A 22,565-nucleotide genomic window follows, 5' to 3' on the forward strand; every position below is an offset into this window, starting at 1 on the left:
CGAACTCAGAAGTGAAACCTCTTAGCGCTGATGGTAGTGTGGGGTTACCCATGTGAGAGTAAGTCATCGCCAGCTCATTAATTCAAAATCCCCCTAGCTTAAATAGCAGGGGGATTTTTTTATGCAGAAAATTTGTGTGCTTAATAAAGCAAAATAAAACTTATGTCTAATGAGAATAATATATAAAACTTTAATTATTAATAGGATTGTAGACTAATGTTCAATTCTTATTTTCTGTAAATTGTGTGAAAGTTGCACCATCTACTCCACTAGCAAAGTGTGGATGAAGAAGGCTCGAAATGAGGGTCTTCATTATGGGTTGCTATGGAAGTTCACTGAAACACAGACTCACAGGAGGTGAGGAATGACACATCAAACTATTAACGTAAATGATGTCATTGATCACGCAAAATTTAAACCATTTCATTTTAATGTAGTGGCATGGTGTCTACTGATCATTTTATTTGATGGTTATGATTTAGCCATTAATGGTGTGGTATTGCCTTTATTAATGGACGAGTGGGGCTTAAGTGCGGTGCAAGCCGGTATGCTGGCCAGTACTGCATTGGCAGGGATGATGTTCGGTGCCATGATTTTCGGCTCGCTGGCCGACAAAATTGGCCGTAAAAAAGTCATCATGATCTGTATTGTGTTATTCAGTGGTCTAACCTTCGCAGGTGGCTTTGCTTCTAATCCGACAGAATTCGGTATTTTGCGCTTCCTGGCCGGTTTAGGGATTGGTGGGGTGATGCCTAACCTGGTGGCTTTAACCTCTGAATACGCGCCAAAGAACATGCGTAGTACGCTGGTGACCACCATGTTTAGTGGTTATGCAGTGGGTGGTGTGATGGCAGCATTATTGGGTGCCTGGTTAACCCCAAGCTTTGGCTGGGAAATCATGTTCTTTATTGCCGGTATTCCACTGTTGCTGTTGCCAATTATCTGGAAATTCCTGCCTGAATCGCTGATGTTTATTGTGAAAGAGAACAAGCAGGAACAGGCGCGTCCAATCATGGCCCGCTTGGCCCCAGAAGTGCAGATCAGCAATGAAACCAAATTTGAACTGCATCAGGTTGATGTGCCGGAAGCAGCCAACGTGGTGAGCCTATTCAAACGTGGCCGTGCGTTAAACACCTTATTGTTCTGGTTAGCGTTCTTTACCTGCTTGCTGACCATGTACGCCTTAAGCAGCTGGTTGCCGAAACTGATGATGGCGGCAGGCTATTCAATGGACAACAGTCTGATGTTCATGATGGTGATGAACGTGGGTGCCGTGGTTGGTATTGTCGGCGGTGGTATTCTGGCTGACCGTTTCCATCTGAAACCGGTACTGATGTTCCTGGGGATTATGGGCGCGATTGTGATGAGTCTGATGGGCTTCCAGTCAAACCAGTTCTTGCTGTACATTCTGGTATTCCTGGCGGGTGCAGCGTCAATCGGTTCACAAATGTTGCTGTATAGTTATGTGGCGCAATACTATCCACTGGCAGTACGTTCAACCGGAATTGGCTGGTCATCTGCAATTGGTCGTATGGGTGCGATTGTTGGACCAATCCTGATTGGTGGCTTACTGGGCATGAACCTGCCAGCACACTTCAACTTTATTGCTGTCGGTTTACCGGTACTGATTACTGCAATTGCTGTAGCGTTAATCATGAGTGAAGATGAAGCAGAACAGATTAAAGCGGGCAAAGCGGCGATTGCCAAAGCCTAATTGGTATTAAACGAAAAAAGCCTCCATAGATTGGGGGCTTTTTTATGGCAGTAAGAAAATAAAAACTGCAGATAAAAAGAAACCCCATCATCCTGACGGGGTTTCTTCGTATTTCGTGCTTTAGGTATAACTCCTGTCGTACCTCACGATCCTGGTGCGCAAACTAATTATTGTTGTTTTCCGTTTGGGAAACGTCCTATTTCCTGATGAATTTAGAATACGAAAATTCTGGGTTTGCTCCTAGCCTCAATTGTCTTCATTCGGTGTAAGCCAAAACGGACAAAGTCCGGCAGGTTACGCAAGTGTTCTTGGTCAAAACTGGCTTTGGGCTACAATCAAAGTATTGTCTGTTCTGTTTTAGGAAATGTCATGGCAAAACTACAACAATATTTGACCTGGCCTGCGGCATTGCTCATCGCAGGATTAACCACCGGATGTAATGCCCAGACCGAGCCTGCCAATTCAGCGAAAGCCGCCCAAAGCAGTGAAACTAGCAAGACCAGCCAGTCTTATCAGCTGGAACGGGTGGCGCGCTTACAGGAACCGTGGGCGATGGCTGAGCTGCCCGATGGCCGCTTGTTAATTACTGAAAAGCGTGGACGACTCAAATTGTTTAACCCGAGCAATAAACTGCTGCTTGAGGTTAAAGGTGTCCCCAAAGTTGCCTATGGCGGGCAGGGCGGTTTGGGTGATGTCGCGCTGCATCCACAGTTTGCCCAGAATCGCTGGGTCTATTTAAGTTATGTGGAAGCCGGCACAGGCGGTTATGGCGCGGTGGTGGCGCGTGCCGAGCTGGATTTAAAAGATGCGGCTCAGCCACAGCTAAAAAATATACAGCAGATCTGGGCCCAAGTGCCGAAAGTTCCGGGGCAGGGGCATTATGCTCACCGGCTGTTGTTTGATCAGGCCGGCTATTTGTGGGTCAGTTCGGGAGAGCGACAAAAGTTCGATCCGGCACAGGACCTGAACTCCAATTTAGGGAAAATTTTACGTTTAAATGCAGATGGCAGCGCTGCGCCAGATAATCCGTTCCGCGTTCAGGGCCAGATTGCGGCACAGGTATGGAGCCTGGGGCATCGGAATCCCTTAGGTATGGCATTTGACCCGGCGGGGCAGCTGTGGGTAATTGAGATGGGACCCAAAGGCGGAGATGAGCTGAACCGGATTGAAAAAGGCGCCAATTATGGCTATCCGATTGTGTCAAATGGCGATCATTATAGTGGTCAGCCAATTCCGGATCATGCGACCCGGCCAGAATTTAAAGCGCCAGAACTGGACTGGACCCCGGTTATTTCACCTTCGAGTTTAATCTTTTACCGTGGCGATCAGTTTCCACAGTGGAAAAATAAGGCCATTGCCGGAGGATTGTCGTCGCAGGCGATTATTGTGATTGACACCCAGACTCAACCGGTACGTGAAGTACAACGGCTGGACATGAAGCAGCGTATTCGCGGGGTGATTGAAGCGCGTGAAGGTCATTTATGGGTGATTGAAGATGGTAAAGGCGCTAGCTTGCTGAAAATGACAGCCAAATAATGAATTCACAGATAATAAAAAGCCCCGACATCCTGTCGGGGCTTTTTAGATTCAGTTCTCAGATATCACTCCTGTTATATCTGTGCGTGCATCCTGCATGCGGCTTATGATTATTGTTTTATGCAACGAGACCTCCTGTCCCGGTATGGTTTTAATATACGTTAGTCGATCAGAATCAACCAGCTGCAAAACCCGACAAGTACTGTACGCTCAGGTGTACAACAGCAATTGATTTAAAATAGCGCATCATCCACACCAACCAGAAAATAAAGGATTGAAATAAAAGAAGCCCGAACATCCTGTCCGGGCTTCTCTGGATTCATTATTCCGGTATAACTCCTGTCGTACCGATCAGCATCCTGCTGTTGTTGCTTTTATTGTTATTGTTTTGATTTAAGAGACCTCCTGTCTCTGTATGTAGGTACTATAAAATGAAAGCGCGCCGCACCCTAGTCGCAGTTCACCACAGCTGCTGTAAGAAAATGCTTACAGGGCTGCTGCCATTATGAGCTGACATATTGAATCAGCTTGTCGACTACCTGTTTCAGAGTCTTGTCATCAAATTCATTCGGTTCAAAGCTTTCGCTACGGTTACGGCTAAAAATATCGCGGATTTCCACCACTGCATTGCTGTCAATCAGTCCCAGCTGGGTGCCGACCTGACGGATCTGGTCAATCGAGCGTGATCCATTGGTGGCACCATAGCCGATATAAGCCGCCGGTTTGCCTTGCCACTCTTTGCCTAAGTAATCCAGCGCATTTTTCAAGGCCGGGCTATAGCCATGGTTATATTCGGGGCTGATAAAAATAAAGGCATCGCCCTGGGCAATTTTGTCGGCCCATTCCTGTTGACGCGGCTGGTCATAAATACCGCTTAGCGGCGGATTCGGACCGGCAAACAGGGGTAAATTCCATTCTTTTAAATCGACCAGCTCGGTCTGCACGGTACTAAAGTTATAGCTTTTAATGGCCTGCTGTACCCAGTGTGCGACTTTAATGGCGGTACGTCCCTCGCGTACACTGCCGACAATAATCTGAATATTCATTTTTATCCTGTGTTGTTTTTGCTGTAGGGATCAAATTAACGTGAATTGCGTTAGCCTGAATAGAGTCAGTTTGTATCTGCCTCATGAAAATGGCATAAAAAAAAGCTCCCGAAGGAGCTTTTCAAAAATGTGGAACTTTTATTTCAGTTGAATGCCTTGCTGGCCCGCTGGGGTGACTTTAAAGATTTCCACTTCAAAGGTAATGTCTTTACCGGCCAGTGGATGGTTAAAGTCGACTTCAGTGATGTCATCATTGACCGATTTGACCACGCCATACAGGCTTTGTTTGGCCTTGTCTTCAAACTCGATCATGTGGCCTTCAACCGGACGCTGTTCAAACTTGACGGTGTCAAAGGTTTGGACATTTTCCGGGTTCCATGGACCAAAAGCTTCTTCGGGCGGCAGGCTGACGGTACGACGGTCGCCAGCACGCAAGCCAAACAGGGCTTTTTCAAAACCCGGTAACAGGCTGCCATCGCCCATCACCAGACTGACCGGTTCGGCACGGCTACGGGTATTGTCAATTTCCGGACCGCTTTCAATGGCCACAGAAAAGTGAAGTTCAACTTTAGAACCCGCTTCAATACGAGTGTCTTCGTTCGGATTGATAAATTCAGTCATGTTGCGCCTGCGCACGTTGAATACGGTGTTTTTCTAGGAAAAACGTATCAATAAGAAGCAAGATGGTGCCTAAGGTAATGGCACTATCTGCAATATTAAAGGCAGGGAAGTGGCTGTTGTTGTAGTAGACATGAATAAAGTCGACCACATAGCCCAAAGCGACCCGATCAATCAGGTTACCAATGGCCCCGCCCAGAATCAGGGCAATGGCCAGCGGTAATACCAGCATGTTCTTTGGCATACGCATTAGCCAGAACACAAAGATCATGGACACCAAACCTGCCAGTGAGGTGAAGAAATAGCGTTGCCAGCCACCCGCATCGGACAAGAAACTAAAGGCTGCGCCATAGTTATGCAGTAATGTCCAATTTAAAAAGGGCAGCACAGGCACCGGATCTGCATAATTCAGATGGGTGACTGCAATCCATTTGGTCCATTGATCCAGAATAATCGCCACAATAGACAGTCCGATCCACCACAAATTGTGCGGATAGAACTGGAATAAGCCCTTTTTCGGTTGTGGATTAGGCATATTTTCTCTCTTCGCCTTGGCCTGTCGGGAGGTTAATAATACAACGACCACATAAACCTGGATGTGCAGGATGTGTATTCACATCTGGCAGGACGTGCCAGCAGCGTACACATTTCTCGCCATCTGCGGCAGACACTTTCACGTTCAGACCGTCAAGATCAGAAGCTTCGCCTTGTGCGGCATCAAACTCATTCACAATCACCTGAGAGGTAATCAGGACAAAACGCAGTTCATCACCCAGTTTATCCAGCGCTGCTTTCAGCTCGGCATTGGCCCACAGCTCCACTTTGGCAGACAGGTTAGAACCGACAGTTTTTGCAGTACGCGCCGCTTCAATAAACTTGTTCACGGCAGATTTTACTGCAATTAAAGTCTGCCATTCGCTTTCAGCCAGCACGTTGGCTTCAGAGGCCACCGGCAGCTCATACCATTCAGCGGTGAATACATATTTTTCTGATTGCTCAGGAATCAGTGGCCACGCTTCTTGGGCAGTGAAGCTTAGGATTGGTGCCATCCAGCGAACAAAGGCTTGTACCAAGTGATACAGCGCAGTTTGCGCAGAATGACGCGCTTGCGAGTCCGCTTTGGTGGTGTACTGACGGTCTTTGATGATGTCGAGGTAGAAACCACCCAAGTCATTAATACAGAAGTTGGTCAAGGCGCTGGTGACGATATGGAAGTTCATATCTTCATAGGCTTTCTTGATAGTTTCTTGTACTTCAGACGCACGTTGCAGGATGTATTGATCCAGCGCAATCAGCTGATCCACAGGCAGGGCATCAGTCGATGGTTTGAAGCCATTTAAGTTGGCCAGCAAGAAACGCAGCGTGTTACGGATACGACGGTAACCGTCTGAGGCACGGCTAAAGATTTCTTTACCGGCGGTCATTTCATAACGGTAATCCGCAGAGGCAATCCAGAAACGTAAGCCATCTGCACCCATGTCTTTGATGATGTCTTGCGGGGTAATGATATTCCCGAGCGACTTCGACATTTTGCGGCCTTTTTCATCGACCACGAAACCATGCGTTAACAAGCCTTTGTATGGCGCACGTTCATTGATCGCAATCGAGGTCAGCAGTGAAGACTGGAACCAGCCACGGTGCTGATCCGAACCTTCAAGATACAGATCGGCCGGATCTTGCAGTTCTTCACGTTCACGCAGCACGGCATAGTGGGTTGTACCCGAGTCAAACCAGACGTCTAAGGTGTCACGTACGGCGTTGTAGTGTTCAGCATCATTACCAATGAAGTCTTTGGCTTCACGGTTATACCAGCCATCAATACCTTCCTGTTCAATCAGTTTAGCCACTTCTTCGATCAGTTCAGGGGTACGTGGATGCAGTTCGTTGGTGTCTTTATGCACGAAGAATGGAATTGGCACGCCCCACGTACGCTGACGCGAAATACACCAGTCCGGACGACCTTCAATCATTGCCTGAATCCGGTTTTTACCCCAATCTGGCACGAAGCTGATCTCGTTTTCAATTGCATTCAGGGCGCCTTGGCGTAAACCTTTGGCATCCATGCTGATAAACCATTGTGGTGTGGCACGGAAGATAATCGGGGTTTTATGACGCCAGCAGTGCGGATAGCTATGCTTGATTGGATGATGTGCCCACAATTTGTTGGCTTCGCCCAGCGCAGCAATAATTTGCGGATTGGCTTTATAAATATGTTCACCGGCAAAAATTGGCGCAGTCGGTAAATACACGCCATTGCCGCCCACCGGGTTGTCGACTTTCAGGTTGTATTGCAGGCCGACTTTATAGTCGTCTACACCGTGGCCCGGTGCAGTATGCACGGCACCTGTACCGCTGGCATCGGTGACGTGTTCACCCAGAATCACCGGCACTTGACGCTCAGTAATTAACGGATGTTGCAGCACCAGATTTTCCAGTTTGCTACCGGCAAACTCGGCCAGCACTTCAACCGAGCTGAAGCCATAACGCTGGGTCGCAGATTCTACCAGTGTTTTTGCCAGAATAAAGTTTTGCTCGGCCTGTTCTTCACCACGCGCCTTGACCAGTTGATATTCAAGTTCGGCATGTAATGCCACGGCTTGGTTGGCTGGCAGGGTCCATGGGGTGGTGGTCCAGATCACGATATCGGTTGAGTCTTTAACGTCAACACCCAAACGTGCAGACAAATCAGCTAAGTCAACCACTGTAAAACCGACGTCAATTGCATCGGATTTTTTATCTTCATATTCAACTTCAGCTTCTGCCAGCGCTGAACCACAGTCCAGACACCAGTTCACTGGCTTCAGGCCTGGCTCGATATGACCGGCTTTGGCAATGGCACCCAGAGAACGGACAATATCTGCTTCCTGCTTGAAGTTCATGGTCAGGTATGGGTTGTTCCAGTCACCGAACACGCCCATACGGATAAAGTCTTTCTTTTGTAGTTCGACCTGGGTGTAGGCATATTCACGGCAGGCTTTACGGAAGGTCGAAGCATCAACTTTGACGCCGACTTTGCCAACTTTTTCTTCAACTTTCAGTTCAATTGGAAGACCGTGACAGTCCCAGCCTGGCACATATGGCGCGTCAAAACCGTCCATGACACGACTTTTAATGATGATGTCTTTCAGGACCTTGTTGACCGCGTGACCAAGGTGGATTTGACCATTGGCATACGGAGGGCCGTCATGAAGCACATATTTTTTCTTGCCGATACGCGATGCACGAATCTGCTGATAAATGTCATCGGCATACCACTCTTCTAACCATTTCGCTTCACGTACTGCGAGGTTTGCTTTCATTGCAAAGTCAGTACCTGGGAGGTTCAGTGTGGCTTTATAGTCCACTGCATTTTCAGGAGTTTGCTTATCGCTCATGCAAGTTGTCTTCCAATTTAATCAGCCATTTGACTGACACGTTTTACAGTAAAAATGTGAGTTATTCAAAAGGGAATTTTGGGGTGCTGCGGCGAAACTCAAGCAGTTTCTCCACATCATCATCAATTCCAGCTTTTAAGGCTTCAAGCGAAGGATAGTCCTTTTCGCCATGTAAATAGTTTAAGAACGTCACCCGCATTAACAGGCCATACAGATTAGCAGAAACCTCGGGGAAATGTACTTCTAATCGCCATTCCGGATGGTCCTGTTTGATGGCTGGTCGGGTGCCGACATGACCGGCGCCAAACAGCGCGGTCGGGTCATAGCCGGCAATTCCCGGCTGGTTCGGATTCTCTGCCTGAACTTTGGCTTGTAAGGATTCAGTTTCACAGAGCACTTCCACGCCATAAATCCCGTTCAGGCAGGGTTTATGCCGGTTCAGACGGACATTAATGGTTGGAAAATCAATGGTCCGGCCAATCTGGTCGCCGTATTGTACCCGGCCAGTAATGCTATACGGGCGCCCCAGCAATTTGGCTGCCAGCGCTAAATTGCCGGCCTGCAAGGTCTGACGGATCCGGGTCGAGCTGACCCGTTCACCATCGGCCAGAATAGTGTTTAAGTTGGTGACCTGAAAGCCGTATTGCTGCAAAAACTCGCTATTGCCCTGACGGTTTTTGCCAAAATGGAAGTCATCACCCAGCACCAGACTGTGGGCATTGAGTTTATATTTGAGTATGTCGGCAAAGGCTTCGGCGCTTAAGCTGCGGAAATAATTATCAAATTTGGCGACTGCAATATAGTCTACACCCAGCTCGGTTAAGTATTCGACTTTTTCTCTTAAGGAGCTGATGCGTGGCGGCGCTTCATAGCCTTTAAAAAATTCCAGCGGCTGTGGCTCGAAAATCATCACCAGGGTTTTCAGCTGCTGGGCTGCTGCCAGCTGTTTTAGCTGGGCAATCATGGCCTGATGTCCCAAATGCACGCCGTCAAAATTACCGATGGTAACGGCAGTTTTTTCCAGTTGAAAATCAGGCGCTAAAGCATTCAGACGGAGGAGCTGCATGGGCAAAGAATGACGTTATACATTAAGAAAGGCTATATATTGCCATATTCTCACACATTCGTCTTGTTGTTCTGTTTTTATGCAAAATTTTTCTTGCTCATTTTTGACCGGTGCCACAGCACTGGCGGGTTTTTATCAGGAGCGAATGAAAATGGAAACGCGTAGCCAGTACTGAAAAGCTGCATAGATATGAAAAAAAGTGGAGTCGTTGGAAGACCTGTCATTTCAGGGATAGCTTTTATTTTTCTGCCTTTTGCTTTCTAATGTGGCTCCCAGCAACTGCGGTAGAGAAGCAATAATGTCGGATCTGGCCTTAATTATGGCATTGCCGAGTGAATCCAAAGGTCTGTTTGAACAGGCTGGCATCGAGGTGCATTATAGTGGTATTGGCAAGATTAATGCTGCCTTTAAAGCCTTTGAGGTAATTCAGAAAACTGGCTGTAAAACCCTGTTAAATTTAGGTACGGCCGGCAGCTCCTATTTTAATGCGCATGAGCTGGTGGAAGTGACCCAGTTTGTACAGCGTGATATGGATGTATCGCCGTTGGGTTTTCAGGTCGGAGTGACGCCCATGGATGACGATCATCCGGCGGAAATTCATTTGCCGCAGCATTTTTCCCATTTACCGGCTGGTATTTGTGGCACCGGTGACAGCTTTGAAACTGGTACACCGAAAGTGGCCTGTAATCTGGTGGATATGGAAGGCTATGCGCTGGCCAAAGTCTGTAAAAAACTGGATGTACGGCTGATTTCCGTCAAATATATTACTGATGGCGCCAACGATACGGCACATCTGGACTGGGAAGAAAATCTGTTGCTGGGGGCGAAAAAATTATTGTCGTTATATCAGCAGAGTGGTTTTTAGTTCGGCGACCATAGCAAACTATGGTCGTATGCCAAAATCATGCTCAATCGTCGATTGATTCTGAGGGAGGTGCGGTATTCAGTTCTGGACGCGGCACAATACCATAAAGCATCAGATGCACGGTATGCTGGATAATGCGCTGCTGCATGCTGCGGTTGCGCAGGGTTTTGCCGGTGACCATTTCCATTTGCGTCGCGAAGTCTGCATAGTTCTGGGTCAGGGCCCAAATATTCAGAATCAGCAGTTCAGGGTCAATATCTTTGGAGATTTTGCCTTGTTCCTGCCAGTTGCTGATGACTTTGGCTTTACGCTTGACCAGTTTTTTCAGCGGACCTTTCAGGATGTCCAGAATATGCGGGGCACCCTGAATCACTTCCAGCGCAAACAGGCGTGAAGCTTTTGGCTGGGTGCGAGACACTTCAATCTTTTGCAATAAGTAGTTGGTGATCGCTTCTTCAGGTTCAAGCTCGGCTTCCAGCATTTGCAGTGGCGCCAGCCATTTCTGTAATACAGTGGTCAGCACTTCTACATATAACGCTTCTTTATTTTCATAGTAATAGAAAATATTCGACTTATGCATTTCTGCAATCTGAGCGATTTCATCTAAGCTCGCCCCATTAAAACCGTATAAGGAAAATACGTCGAGTGCTGCGTTCAGCAACTGATGTCGTTTTTGAGTACTCTTTTTTTGTTCCATTAGCAATTAAAAAACAATGAAAAGGGGGAATCACGAATTGTACGTCAAATCATCAGTTTTGTGCATCCTCGTCTATTGCAAATTATGATAAATGCAGCAGAATTTTGTAGATTAACTAATAATTTACCCAGGATTGTTAAATTTAAGCCCTATAAAGCACACTTTTTGAGTCTGGTAAAAAATATAACTGAAGGCTTGATTTCAAAGATTTTTTATTCTTTTATTTTAAATCAAAATATAAGACATAGTTTATAGAAATAATCCTGCATCTATTCGGGCCTATGTCACAAAAGTTTCATAAACCGAGATGAAGTTTTACCCTTAAATGGCTTTGTTGCATAAATATGTAAGCATCTGATTTAAATAAATTTAATTTTGGATCAAAAAATAATCAAAACTTTTAAAATCATATAGTTATGAAATCTTTGTGCAACAAAGCCCCCTTAAATTGAGCCGGAATTTAAGGGTAAAGCTGCGGGGGCAGGCTCAGACCAAAATTAATCCTCATGTGGCCAAGACTGCATCTAGCACCTGCTGCTCCAGTTCGGCAAAGGCAATACTTTTTTGCCGCGGGCGCGGTAAATTGACCTGAAAGGTTTTGGCAATATGACCACGATCGAGCAGAATAATCCGGTCGGCCAGCTGTACCGCTTCACTGACATCATGGGTGACTAAAATGGCAGTAAAGCCCTGTTCGGTCCAGAGCCGTTCAATCAGCTTCTGCATTTCCAGACGGGTCAGGGCATCCAGTGCACCTAAAGGTTCATCCAGCAATAAAATCCGCGGTTGATGCGACAGGGCACGTACCAACGCGGTACGTTGTCGTTGACCGCCAGACAGTTGCGAGGGCCATAGCCCGGCTTTGTCTTTCAGGCCAACTTTTTCCAGCAATGCACTGGTATGTGCGTACTGGTCTTTGCCCAGACCGAGCTGCACATTCTGCTCGATGCTGCGCCACGGCAGCAGACGTGGGTCCTGAAACATCACTCGGATATCATCCGAGGTAATGCCTTCGCGGATATGCCGTGCCGACTTAAATTTGATTTCGCCGTAGCTTGGCTTTTCCAGATCGGCAATTAAACGCAGCAGGGTGCTTTTGCCACAGCCACTGCGTCCGACAATGGCCAGAAATTCGCCCGGCTGAATATGCAGATCCAGGTCTTGCAGCACCTTCACCGAACCATAAAACTTGTGTAACTGTTCAATCAGGATTTCCGCACCTGCCACCGCCTGCGGCTGAATATCCGGATTGCTGCGCAGTTTCGGGCTGCTGTGCTCGGCATGCAAGCCAGCAATTAAATTACTCATCTTCGCTCACTCCTTATTTCTGGTAGCCGGCATGCCAGCGCAGTAAATAGCGTTCCAAAGCCACGGCCAGTACGTCGGCCAGTTTACCCAGCAGGGCATACAGCAGGATGCCAACCAGCACGATATCGGTCTGTAAAAACTCACGCGCGTTCATAGTCATATAGCCAATCCCGGACTGGGCGGAGATGGTTTCGGCGACAATTAGCAGCACCCAGACCAGACCTAAAGAAAAGCGCAGTCCAACCAGAATTGAAGGCATTGCACCCGGCAAGATAATTTCCTTATACAGTTGCCAGCGGCTCAGGCCGTAGCTTTTGCCCATTTCAATCAGCTGTGGATCGACCGAGCGAATGCCATGATAGGTATTAATATAAATGGGAAAGAACACGCCAATCGCAACCAGAAATAATTTGGCTGTTTCATCAATCCCGAACCAGAGAATCACCAGCGGAATCAGCGCCAAAGCCGGAATATTACGAATCATCTGCAAGGTGGTATCCAGCAGGGTCGAGGCGGTTTTGGAGGAGCCATTTAACAGGCCAAGCAGCAGGCCCAAACCACCGCCAATCAACAAGCCGAGGAGGGCACGTCCGGCACTGACCTGAACGTGCTGCCACAGCTCGCCACTGACCAGTAAGCCCCAGAAGGCACTAACCACTGCCGTTGGTGCCGGTAAAATCCGGCTTTCCAGCAGGCCGGTACTTGAGGCCAGTTGCCAGAAAGCAATCAGTAATAATGGCACCAGCCAGGGCAGCACCCGCTGCCCAAATGATGTTCCACGTGAAACTTTGGCCTCTGCCAGCTGCTCCAGGGAAATGGTTTTACTCATCAGGCCGGCTCCTTCAGCTGTTTGCTCGCCTGGCTGTCTGCGGCGACATAGTTATTCGCAACAATTTCCCCAAAAGGACCGGTCAAATTCGGTTGTGCCAGTTTCTTGCGGGTTTCCAGCGGCAACAGCGGGAACACCAGTTCGGCAAAACGGATGGATTCTTCCAGATGCGGATAGCCGGAGAAAATAAAGGTGCTAATACCCAGGTCGGCATATTCCTGAATACGGGCCGCCACTGTTTCAGGGTCACCGACCAGTGCCGTACCGGCTCCACCACGTACCAGGCCTACGCCTGCCCAAAGATTTGGGGAGACTTCCAGTTTGCTGCGATCGCCATTGTGCAGTTCAGCCATACGGCGCTGACCGACGGAATCCATCGCTTTAAACTTGGCCTGTGCTGCGGCAATGGTGGCATCATCGACATACTGGATCAGCGCGTTGGCTGCTTGCCAGGCTTCTTTATTGGTTTCACGTACAATCACATGCAGACGGATGCCATAGTTTAGACTGCGGCCTTTGGCCGCGGCTTTGGCACGTACCGTTTCAATTTTTTCTTTTACTGCTGCCGGCGGTTCGCCCCAGGTTAAATAGGTGTCGACCTGATCGGTGGCCAGCTCAATGGCTGCATCGGAAGAGCCACCAAACCAGAGCGGTGGATATGGTTGCTGGACTGGTGGATAGAGCAGCTTGGCTTCATCGACCTGTAAACGTTCGCCGTGGAAGCTGAACGATTCACCTGTATGCGAGCGGGTTAAAATTTCACGCCAGATGGTGGTGTATTCCGCAGCCGTTTGATAACGCGTGGCATGATCTTCATAGACACCATCACCTTTCAGTTCCTGTTCATCACCGCCCGTGACCAGATTCAGTAACACCCGGCCGCCAGATAAACGGTCAAACGTCGCCGCCATACGCGCTGCTAAGGCTGGTGTGGTCACGCCTGGACGCAAGGCCACCAGAAATTTCAGGTTCTGGGTCGCATCAATTAAACTGGCTGCAGTAATCCACGGATCTTCGCAAGAACGGCCGGTTGGAATCAGCACACCTTCATAACCTAAATTGTCCACTGCCACTGCAATCTGTTTCATATAGGCATGATCGACCTGACGGCCACCTTTGCTGGTACCTAAATAGCGGCTGTCACCATGGGTGGGAATAAACCAGAAAATTTTCATATTATCGTCCTTTATTTAAATGGGATTACTCGGTCATCAATCTGCAGTTGGAGCCGTCCAGACAATGGGCTGGACCTCAATCGGTTTTGGAATCAGCTTGAGCTGATAGAACTGGTCAGCAATTTTCTGCTGAGCCTGAATGACCGTCGGATTTAAGCTTTGAATCGGTGATGGTTTCAGGCGGCGGTCAAAGGCGTTTTTGGCGACCGCCGGGTCCAGGCCGGTATTTTTCTGATAAATTTCTAGGGCCTGAGACTGGTGTTTAACAATCCACTGATCCGCGGCATTCAGGGCCGTCAGAAAGCCGGTGGTGGCCTGTGGATGTGCGGCAATAAATTTGGGATTGGCCACATAAAACGAATAGGTCTGGTCAAACTCACCGGTCTTGATCAGCGGGCGGGCCTGTCCATGCAGTTCAGCCGCAGACAGGAACGGGTCCCAGATGGCCCAAGCATCAATCGACTGCTTGTCAAAGGCAGCACGTGCATCGGCCGGTGGCAGCCAGATTGGCTGAATATCCGACCAGTTCAAGTTGGCCTTGGCCAGCACTTTGGCCAGAAATTCATGGGCATTGGAGCCTTTTTGCAGGGCAATACGTTTGCCTTTTAAATCCTGCAGGGTCTGTATGGCACTTTGCTGCGGCACCACTAAGGCCAGTGAATGGTCGGCATAGACTTCATAGCCAACATAGTTCAGCTCCTTGCCAGCCGCCTGGGCAAAAATGGGCGGGGTATTCCCCACTGAACCATAATCGACTGCGCCAACGGCCAGGGCTTCCAGCATTTGGGGTCCGGCCGGAAATTCTTTCCATTCAATTTTGGCTCGTGGGAACTGCTGTTCCAGCAGTTTTTCATCACGTGCCACCAGTAAATTTAAGGAAGATTTCTGGTAGCCAATAGAAATGGTTTTCACCGCCTGTTCAGTTGAGTTGTTGTCTGTTACCGCCTTGTGGGCTTCCGGTTTCTGGCAGCCGCTGAGACCCAGTCCCAGCGTGGAAATGCCCAGCAGCGCCCAGGTTGTTAATTTACGCATCTTTTATTCCTCATTCTTGTTGTGTCGACTGCGTATTCAGCAGGGCCGCCTGAATCTGAATTTGCTGTGGAATCAGCTTTTGCTGATAAAAGGCATCAGCTACATATTGCTGTTCTTTGGCCACATCACTGGAGATGGTCTGCACGCCAAAGCCCATACGGGAAATTGAAGTTTTTAAGACCTCGACATCTAGGCCGGTCGGTTTTTGCAGCAGTTGAGCCGCTTCATCCTGATGCTGGGCCACCCATTGCGTGGTGCTGTTCAGGCTTTGCACCACGGTGTCTAGAACCTGCGGATGCTGCTCGGCAAACTGACGATCCGCCAGATAGAACTGATGGTTGCTGACCAGATTTTCGCCGGTGGCAATGACCCGTGCGCCAATCTGGTGTTCGGCTGCGGCAAAGAACGGATCCCAGATCACCCAGGCATCCACCGAACCACGTTCAAAGGCCGTGCGGGCATCGGATGGGGGTAAATACACCACTTGAATATCGTGCAGGCTAAGCTGGTTGGCTGCTAACAGCTTCAGCAGCAGATAATGCACATTGGAGCCTTTGTTCAGAGCAATGCGTTTGCCTTTTAGATCCTGCACCGACTGAATGGCCGAATCTTTAGGCACAATTAAGGCCTCAGCTAGCGGCGCTTTAGGCTGGTTGGCCACATAGACCAGTTTGGAATTGGCTGCCTGCGCAAAAATGGGCGGTGCTTCGCCGGCTTCACCAAAGGCCACACTGCCGACATTTAAACCTTCCAATAATTGCGGACCGGCGGGAAATTCTACCCATTTCACCTGTACACCCTGGGCTTTTAGGGCCTGCTCCAGTTCACCGCGCTCTTTGACAATCGGTAAAATGCCGTATTTCTGGAAGCCGATATTCAGGGTAATGTTGTCGGCGTCTTTGGGGCTGCTACAGGCAGTCATGAACATGGCACCCGCCACCACGGCAGATAAAATAGCGCTTTGAGTTGAAAAAATACGGCGTAGGCTGCTCATGAAAATACCTGCTCTCGGAAATTAAAAAAATTCAAAAGTGGAGAATGAGAGCTACCTTAAAGATTTTTCTTTTTCGAAAAAAATAACAAATCAGGAATTTCTAATCAGGAAAAAAGATAAATAAAGATATGCAAATCTTATACATAAATCTGATTTATAAAATGGATAATCTATTAAAATCTTAAGTGTTAAATTGTTGTATTTAAAATATTTTTATTAAATTGAAGGCGCAGGAATAAGCTTATACTAATTCCTGCTAATACCAGATGCAGCACAATTGGGCCAGCTGCAGATAAGCATATGCCAAATTGAGCTAAAGCCGGCCTTGAACAGACTAGGTGAGTGACTTTTTACAGACCAGTGAATTACGCTGGTAGTTGTATAAGGCTTGGCGGGCATTGGGTAAGTCATCGACACTGGCCGGCTCAAAGCCCTGTTCCAGAAACCAGTGCGCAGTACGGGTGGTCAGAATAAACAGCTGCTGAATACCAAGGCTACGGGCTTTATCTTCCAGATAATGCAGAATCTGGCTGCCACGATTGGATTTACGATAGGCCGGATGTACCGCCACGCAGGCAATTTCCGCCGAGCGCAGTTCATTGTCGCTGACCGGTAGCGGATACAGCGCCGCACAGGCCAGAATGGTGCCATCACGTTCAATCACCGCAAACTGTTCAATTTCATTTTCCAGCCGTTCCCGCGAACGGTAGACCAGCACACCTTCTTCTTCCAGCGGGCGCAGCAGGCTGATGAGACCGCCGACATCCTGAATATTGGCGGTGCGCACTTCTTCATAATGGGCATCGGTAATCATGGTACCGGCACCATCGCGGGTAAACAGCTCTTCCAGTAGTGCGCCATCAGAGGCATAGGAAATCAGATGCACCCGGTTCACGCCCTGAGTGGCAGCATCCTGTGCGCCGCGTAAATGCAGGGCCATTTCCGGCTGGCTGGCCTGATACAGACCAATATAATGACTGAGCTGGGATGGGCGGATTTCACGTTGCAGCTGACCCTGTTCATTCAGTAAACCCTGCTGTTTGCCCAAGAAAATCAGCTTGTCGGCTTGCAGGCGAATTGCGGTTTTGGTGGCGACTTCTTCAGCCAGTAAATTAAACACTTCGCCTGTTGTGGAATAGCCGGTCGGGCCGAGCACGACAATATTATGATTGTTCAGATGACGCTGAATGGCATCGGTATCGACACTGCGCACTTCGCCGGTCAGCTGGAAATCGACTCCATCGCGAATACCATAGGGTTTGGCGGTAATAAAATTACCTGAGACCACATCAATGCGGGCGCCGTACATCGGCGAGTTGGCCAGTCCCATCGACAGCAGGGCTTCAATCTGCAGGCGAATTGAACCGACTGCATTCATGACACAGCTTAACGATTCGCGGGTGGTAATGCGCCGTTGCTGATGAAACGGGGTGTCGATCTGGCTGGCCTGTAAATTCTGGTTAATCTGCGGGCGGGCACCATGCACCAGTACCAGCCGGATACCCAGCGAATGCAGCAGGGCAATATCATGAATAATATGCTGGAAATTGTCATGCAGGACCGCTTCACCATCAAACATCAGCACAAAGGTTTTGTTGCGATGGGCATTGATATAAGGCGCAGAATGTCGAAACCAGTGCACATATTGCAAAGTTGTGCTGTGTGATGTTTCGGTAGAATTCAGGTGCATGCCGGTCTCAATCAAGCAAAAGTCTTATAGCGGATTCTAATCAAAAAATACCGGGGCGTAAGCTGAAAAAATAAAAAAACACCTGAACGGGGTGGTTCAGGTGTAAAGAGGGAAGGGAAAATGAGACGAAACCCTTAGCCCATAATGCGAATAATCCGGTTGGTACGTTCGTTGATCATCACGTAATCGCCATTAATTTTGTACCACTGCTGATAACGGCCGGTGTTTGGTAAACGACGCGCTTCGCGGTCACTGACTTTATAACGGGACTGGTCATAGGCACGCGGTAAGGTCTGGCCCACACGCCAGTCACGGCTCGGATTTACACGCACAACCGGACGTTTATGATCACGGTCCCAACGGCTGTCCTGATGTTTGTAGTGGGTTGCCGCACGACGGTCATGATCACGATGATCAGGCGCAGCCATGGCTGTAGTAGCCATAAACGCACTTAAAGACAGGGCAATGGTGGTTAATACTTTTTTCATGACGCTCACCTTTGAGTCAAACTGTATATCTCTGGAATACCTTCAAATTAACCAGAAAGTTGAGATAAAGGATGAGAGCAATTGAGATGAATTGTGAAAATCATGAAGAAAAAGCGGAGAGCCTGAAAGCCGGCTAGCATCTGCCCTACAGCCAAAATAGCAGCTTAAAGAATTGCCGATATAAAAAAGCCCAAACCGATGTTTGGGCAACCGAGGAGTGAGACTGAAACGGTTGGAGTGCAGCTTAGAAAGACAGGATTTTAAGAATACTGTGGGTATCGGCATTGACCAGAATATAGTCATTATTGACCTTGTACCACTGCTGCTTGCGGTCCGGTTTAGGCAGGTTATGCTCTTTATATTCGACCTTGTAGCCATTGCCACGATAATGCTGCGGCATCACATAACCGGTTTGCCATTTATGCTGCTGTAAACGCTGATAGCCACGTTCTTCACGCTGGCGGCGTTTTTCATAAACCTCTTTCGATTCACGATATTCACGATGTTTTTTGCCCTGACCGTGCTGACGTGACTGTTCATAGCCGCGTCCCGGATTGTCAAACTGAGGTGCAGCCGCAGTGATCCCGCTGGCCAGCAACGCACTGAAAGAGATCGCCATAACTGTCACTATCTTTTTCATGTGAAAAAACCTCGTTTATCGTCTTTTATTTCACTGTGTCTTACTGTACGAAAAAAATGCAGAGAAACTGTGAAGAAAGATCGTTAATTCTTTATCGAAAGCAGAGATATTTTGGATATTATGCTGGAAAAGTAACAGATGATGAAAGACTTATCTGTTGTCACGTGAACTGGTTATACAACATTGGGCGCAAAAAGCCTAGCCCGTATTGCCGGGATTCTGCCCGCAGTCAGTTCCATTGCTGGCTTAAGTCCTGCAAGGAGTCGATGGCATGGGCCAGACATTCGGCCTGCTGGCCATCTTCAAGTACAGCCAATAAGCTGGCGGGCAGTTGTAAGTGTTCAATGGAACGGATAATGTCATTTTTACGTTGCTGGTCGGCCATGTGCTGCTCCTTTCATTGATTCATTGCGGTTGAGTAGCAGTATAGGCCGGATGTTTCAATTTGAAAAACCGAATAATTTTATAAAAATGATTTAAAAATACGATTTATGGTCTGGTAGTGTATAAAATTTAGCAGCGCATAAAAAAGGACCCGCAGGTCCTGGATTCAAGCATGTGCTTAGTAGGCATATTTCAGGTCGGTATAGTCGGTCAGTGACTTCTGGATATGCGCCTGAATAAATTCGCGTACATCTTCGGCGCTCATTGGCTGGCCCTGTTTGGTAATCACATGCTCGACCGGGGCTTGGCCATCGACCAGAATCCGGTAGACAAAGTTTTTATAGACGGCATAGTCCTCGGCCTGTTTATAAATACCGGTGATATAGCTGTAGTGATGTTCAAAGTTCAGATCGGTATGCGAAAAGATAAACTGGTCAAACAGTTTCAGGTTTTGCCCGGTCTCGAGTGCCTGTAGTTCATCGAGAATACTGGCTTCAAATTTCATGCCGTATTTTTCAGAAATGGCTTGACCATTAATCAATAAAGACACCATACCATCTTCATGGGTCGTTACTGTGATATTGCTAAAGTCAGACATGGGCATCTCGGGATAATCAGAAACAGGGCTTTAGTATCGGCAAATTTTGCTGAAATTCAAGCCGACTTAAGCCCAAACCGGTATATTTACGCAAAGTGGGAGCAATTACAGCTTTATGGATGGGCATAAAAAAGGAAGCACAGGGCTTCCTTCATGGATACAGCAAGGGCATTAGTCCTGTGCATCAATGCTCTGGCCGTTCATGTGCAGGCTGTCATCGCCCATTAAATATAAATAGGCCGGCATGATTGATTCTGGTGTCGGCAAGGTTTTCGGATCTTCATCCGGATAGGCCTTGGCGCGCATGGCGGTGCGGGTCGCGCCCGGATTAATGCAGTTATAACGGATATTCGGATGCACATTTTCCTGGGCAAACAGTTTGCTGACCGCTTCAATGGCAATTTTAGACACCGAATAGGCGCCCCAACGCTCACGCACTTCACGACCGACGCCCGAGCTGGCAAACACCACCGAAGCATGTGCCGATTTTTCCAGTAAAGGCAGCAGTTCCTGGGTCATGACAAAGGGTGCACGCAGGTTGACGGCCATCACATCATCCCAGACATCAGCCGGATAATGCACCAGTTCGGTCCGTTCACCCAGAATGCCGGCATTGTGCAAAATGCCATCCAGACGGCCAAACTGCTTGTCGAGCGTATCGACCAGCAATTCATAATCACGCGATGACGCACTGGAAAGCTGGAGCGGAAGAATGGCTGGCTGCGGCGCGCCTAAACCTTCAATTTCATCATAGATGACTTCCAGTTTATTCAGGGTACGACCATGCAGGACAACGGTTGCGCCGTGCAGTGCAAAGCTGATCGCGGCTGCACGTCCAATACCGTCGCCCGCACCTGTAATCAGGATCACGCGATCTTTGAGCAGATCAGGGCGAGGTTGATATTCTGAATATTTCATGATCGACCTCCGTTTTTTGCTGTAATTATGAAGTGATTGAATGTTGTTGTTGCTGTGACAGCATCTGGTGCAAGACCTGATGTAATTCTGTGACATTATTCACTATACAGTCTGCCTGCCAGGCTGTTAAGTCATCTTTGTGTTGTAAGGGTAAATAGCCATAAGCCGCCAGAATGGTGTACATGCTGGCATTGCGTCCGGCATCAATATCACGTGGATGATCGCCGACATAAATACACTGCTGCGGTTCCAGTCCCAGCTGTGCTGCGGCCAGATACATCGGTTCCGGATCGGGTTTGGTCTTGCTGACATCTTCCGGGCAGACCAGTACCGCACAGCGTTCGGTCAGGTTCAGGGCTTTTAACAGCGCTTCACTGAGCCAGCGTGGCTTGTTGGTGACAATACCCCAGGGAATTTGCTGCTGTTCCAGCTGCTCTAGCAGTGGATACATGCCTTCAAACAGGTCGGTTTCTACCGCAATATCGGCGCCGTAAAGGTCTAAAAAGCGCTGGCGATGGCCTAAAAAGACCGGGTCTTCCACTTCCAGCTCCGGATATACCAGCTTGACCATGGCGCGTGCGCCTTCAGAGACCTGGGTGCGAATCTGCTCGGCGGCGACAATGTCACAGCCTTTATCGCGGCACATGTCTTGAATAATACGGATAAAGTCGGCCGCGGTATCAATTAAGGTGCCGTCGAGGTCAAATAAAACCGCTTTCATTGGCCACCTTCATTCAGGGTATGCACCATATAGTTGACATCAACATTGGGCGCCAGCCAGTAGTGTTTGGTCAGTGGGTTATAGTGCAAACCGGTCATATCTTTCAGTTTCAGGCCGGCATTGCGAATATCGTGTGCCAGTTCGGACGGCTTGATAAATTTATGATAATCATGCGTGCCTTTGGCCAGCATGCGCAGCACATATTCCGCGCCAATAATCGCAAATAAATAGGCTTTCGGATTACGGTTAATGGTCGAGAAGAACACATGGCCACCCGGTTTGACCAGCTTCTGGCAGGCCTGAATAATTGAGGCTGGATCGGGTACATGCTCCAGCATTTCCATACAGGTCACCACATCGTACTGGCCAGCCTGTTCTTCTGCCAGTTGCTCGACCGGAATCTGGCGATATTGAATATTTTCGACGCCTTCCTGCTGGGCATGTAAACGTGCCACATTTAGCGGCGCCTCGCCCATATCAATTCCGAGTACATCGGCACCACGGCGTGCCATGCTTTCCGAGAGAATGCCGCCGCCACAACCGACATCCAGCACTTTTTTGCCAGCCAGTCCGCCTGAATGTTCATCAATCCAGTTTAAACGGAGCGGGTTAATTTGATGCAAAGGGCGGAACTCAGAATGCTGATCCCACCATATAGCTGCGAATGCTTCAAATTTGGCAATTTCTTGCGGATCAACATTCAGTTGCGACATTGGTGTCACCTCAATCAAGTTATTATGATTTCAAAAAGTCTATGCTGTTTAGTGTAGCGTTTATTCTGGAAAAAGCGATAAAAGCCGTAAAAAAGTTCACAGAAGCAAAACGAAAACGGCATAATTGATTTATAGTGTTCGCATAAGCTAATCATAACG

The 22,565-nt window shown here is 48.3% G+C and carries 22 protein-coding genes; 3 read left to right on the top strand and 19 right to left on the bottom strand.

The window, feature by feature from the left end; all coding sequences use genetic code 11:
• Nucleotides 1-364 precede the first annotated feature (364 nt).
• Together FTT64_RS11450 and FTT64_RS11455 are read left to right on the top strand one after the other, a co-directional pair.
• The gene (locus FTT64_RS11450) at nucleotides 365-1,714 is read left to right on the top strand and encodes an aromatic acid/H+ symport family MFS transporter (RefSeq protein WP_016658670.1); all 1,350 of its coding nucleotides are present in this window, start codon (nucleotides 365-367) and stop codon (nucleotides 1,712-1,714) included.
• A 369-nt stretch (nucleotides 1,715-2,083) separates the two neighbouring features.
• Nucleotides 2,084-3,250, top strand: a complete 1,167-nt coding sequence (locus FTT64_RS11455) for a PQQ-dependent sugar dehydrogenase (RefSeq protein ID WP_180182402.1) — start codon at nucleotides 2,084-2,086, stop codon at nucleotides 3,248-3,250.
• Between the two features lie 503 nt (nucleotides 3,251-3,753).
• Here FTT64_RS11455 and FTT64_RS11460 read toward each other — a convergent pair.
• From FTT64_RS11460 to ribF, 5 genes are all read right to left on the bottom strand, one after another.
• The gene (locus FTT64_RS11460; protein ID WP_005181039.1) at nucleotides 3,754-4,296 is read right to left on the bottom strand and encodes an NADPH-dependent FMN reductase; all 543 of its coding nucleotides are present in this window, start codon (nucleotides 4,294-4,296) and stop codon (nucleotides 3,754-3,756) included.
• Nucleotides 4,297-4,434: 138 nt separating this feature from the next.
• Complete coding sequence (locus tag FTT64_RS11465) at nucleotides 4,435-4,917, bottom strand: peptidylprolyl isomerase (protein ID WP_005181033.1); 483 nt, start codon at nucleotides 4,915-4,917, stop codon at nucleotides 4,435-4,437.
• The gene (lspA, locus tag FTT64_RS11470) at nucleotides 4,910-5,449 is read right to left on the bottom strand and encodes a signal peptidase II (protein ID WP_163140763.1); all 540 of its coding nucleotides are present in this window, start codon (nucleotides 5,447-5,449) and stop codon (nucleotides 4,910-4,912) included. Before lspA ends, FTT64_RS11465 begins: the two co-directional genes overlap by 8 nt.
• Complete coding sequence (gene ileS / locus FTT64_RS11475) at nucleotides 5,442-8,288, bottom strand: isoleucine--tRNA ligase (protein WP_180182403.1); 2,847 nt, start codon at nucleotides 8,286-8,288, stop codon at nucleotides 5,442-5,444. Before ileS ends, lspA begins: the two co-directional genes overlap by 8 nt.
• A 61-nt stretch (nucleotides 8,289-8,349) precedes the next feature.
• Nucleotides 8,350-9,354 (bottom strand): riboflavin biosynthesis protein RibF, encoded by a 1,005-nt coding sequence (ribF, locus tag FTT64_RS11480; RefSeq protein ID WP_016658673.1) that lies wholly within the window; start codon nucleotides 9,352-9,354, stop codon nucleotides 8,350-8,352.
• 298 nt (nucleotides 9,355-9,652) lie between these two features.
• On the opposite strand from ribF, the gene FTT64_RS11485 reads away from it, so the two are divergent.
• Nucleotides 9,653-10,219, top strand: a complete 567-nt coding sequence (locus tag FTT64_RS11485; protein WP_005181021.1) for a hypothetical protein — start codon at nucleotides 9,653-9,655, stop codon at nucleotides 10,217-10,219.
• A gap of 43 nt (nucleotides 10,220-10,262) precedes the next feature.
• On the opposite strand, the gene FTT64_RS11490 is transcribed toward FTT64_RS11485, so the two are convergent.
• From FTT64_RS11490 to ubiG, 14 genes are all read right to left on the bottom strand, one after another.
• Nucleotides 10,263-10,916 carry a TetR family transcriptional regulator C-terminal domain-containing protein gene (locus tag FTT64_RS11490; protein WP_160240808.1) on the bottom strand — a complete coding sequence of 218 codons (654 nt, stop codon included), beginning with the start codon at nucleotides 10,914-10,916 and terminating at the stop codon, nucleotides 10,263-10,265.
• A gap of 504 nt (nucleotides 10,917-11,420) precedes the next feature.
• On the bottom strand, nucleotides 11,421-12,224 hold the full coding sequence (locus FTT64_RS11495; protein WP_171431526.1) for an ABC transporter ATP-binding protein: 804 nt from the start codon (nucleotides 12,222-12,224) through the stop codon (nucleotides 11,421-11,423).
• 13 nt (nucleotides 12,225-12,237) lie between these two features.
• Nucleotides 12,238-13,053, bottom strand: coding sequence for an aliphatic sulfonate ABC transporter permease SsuC (ssuC, locus tag FTT64_RS11500; RefSeq protein WP_160240810.1), 816 nt, complete (start codon nucleotides 13,051-13,053; stop codon nucleotides 12,238-12,240).
• Nucleotides 13,053-14,228: an FMNH2-dependent alkanesulfonate monooxygenase gene (gene ssuD / locus FTT64_RS11505; RefSeq protein ID WP_016658677.1), complete on the bottom strand. Its 1,176-nt coding sequence runs from the start codon at nucleotides 14,226-14,228 to the stop codon at nucleotides 13,053-13,055. Before ssuD ends, ssuC begins: the two co-directional genes overlap by 1 nt.
• Before the next feature lie 36 nt (nucleotides 14,229-14,264).
• Nucleotides 14,265-15,260 (bottom strand): aliphatic sulfonate ABC transporter substrate-binding protein, encoded by a 996-nt coding sequence (locus FTT64_RS11510; RefSeq protein ID WP_160240812.1) that lies wholly within the window; start codon nucleotides 15,258-15,260, stop codon nucleotides 14,265-14,267.
• Between the two features lie 10 nt (nucleotides 15,261-15,270).
• Nucleotides 15,271-16,254, bottom strand: coding sequence for a sulfonate ABC transporter substrate-binding protein (locus FTT64_RS11515; protein ID WP_180182404.1), 984 nt, complete (start codon nucleotides 16,252-16,254; stop codon nucleotides 15,271-15,273).
• A gap of 334 nt (nucleotides 16,255-16,588) precedes the next feature.
• On the bottom strand, nucleotides 16,589-17,944 hold the full coding sequence (gene argA / locus FTT64_RS11520) for an amino-acid N-acetyltransferase (RefSeq protein ID WP_180182405.1): 1,356 nt from the start codon (nucleotides 17,942-17,944) through the stop codon (nucleotides 16,589-16,591).
• Nucleotides 17,945-18,078: 134 nt separating this feature from the next.
• Nucleotides 18,079-18,432 (bottom strand): RcnB family protein, encoded by a 354-nt coding sequence (locus FTT64_RS11525; RefSeq protein WP_005180985.1) that lies wholly within the window; start codon nucleotides 18,430-18,432, stop codon nucleotides 18,079-18,081.
• Between the two features lie 244 nt (nucleotides 18,433-18,676).
• Nucleotides 18,677-19,072 (bottom strand): RcnB family protein, encoded by a 396-nt coding sequence (locus tag FTT64_RS11530; protein ID WP_005180983.1) that lies wholly within the window; start codon nucleotides 19,070-19,072, stop codon nucleotides 18,677-18,679.
• 229 nt (nucleotides 19,073-19,301) lie between these two features.
• Nucleotides 19,302-19,457, bottom strand: a complete 156-nt coding sequence (locus tag FTT64_RS11535) for a hypothetical protein (RefSeq protein ID WP_005180980.1) — start codon at nucleotides 19,455-19,457, stop codon at nucleotides 19,302-19,304.
• A 177-nt stretch (nucleotides 19,458-19,634) separates the two neighbouring features.
• Nucleotides 19,635-20,054, bottom strand: a complete 420-nt coding sequence (locus FTT64_RS11540) for a hypothetical protein (protein WP_005180979.1) — start codon at nucleotides 20,052-20,054, stop codon at nucleotides 19,635-19,637.
• 171 nt (nucleotides 20,055-20,225) lie between these two features.
• Nucleotides 20,226-20,972 carry a YciK family oxidoreductase gene (locus tag FTT64_RS11545; protein WP_005180975.1) on the bottom strand — a complete coding sequence of 249 codons (747 nt, stop codon included), beginning with the start codon at nucleotides 20,970-20,972 and terminating at the stop codon, nucleotides 20,226-20,228.
• 25 nt (nucleotides 20,973-20,997) lie between these two features.
• The gene (locus FTT64_RS11550) at nucleotides 20,998-21,693 is read right to left on the bottom strand and encodes an HAD family hydrolase (protein ID WP_075167943.1); all 696 of its coding nucleotides are present in this window, start codon (nucleotides 21,691-21,693) and stop codon (nucleotides 20,998-21,000) included.
• Nucleotides 21,690-22,406, bottom strand: a complete 717-nt coding sequence (gene ubiG / locus FTT64_RS11555) for a bifunctional 2-polyprenyl-6-hydroxyphenol methylase/3-demethylubiquinol 3-O-methyltransferase UbiG (protein ID WP_180182406.1) — start codon at nucleotides 22,404-22,406, stop codon at nucleotides 21,690-21,692. Before ubiG ends, FTT64_RS11550 begins: the two co-directional genes overlap by 4 nt.
• Between the last annotated feature and the right edge of the window lie 159 nt (nucleotides 22,407-22,565).

The organism is Acinetobacter sp. Q186-3 (genome assembly GCF_013420655.1).
GTDB classification, from domain to species: domain Bacteria; phylum Pseudomonadota; class Gammaproteobacteria; order Pseudomonadales; family Moraxellaceae; genus Acinetobacter; species Acinetobacter indicus.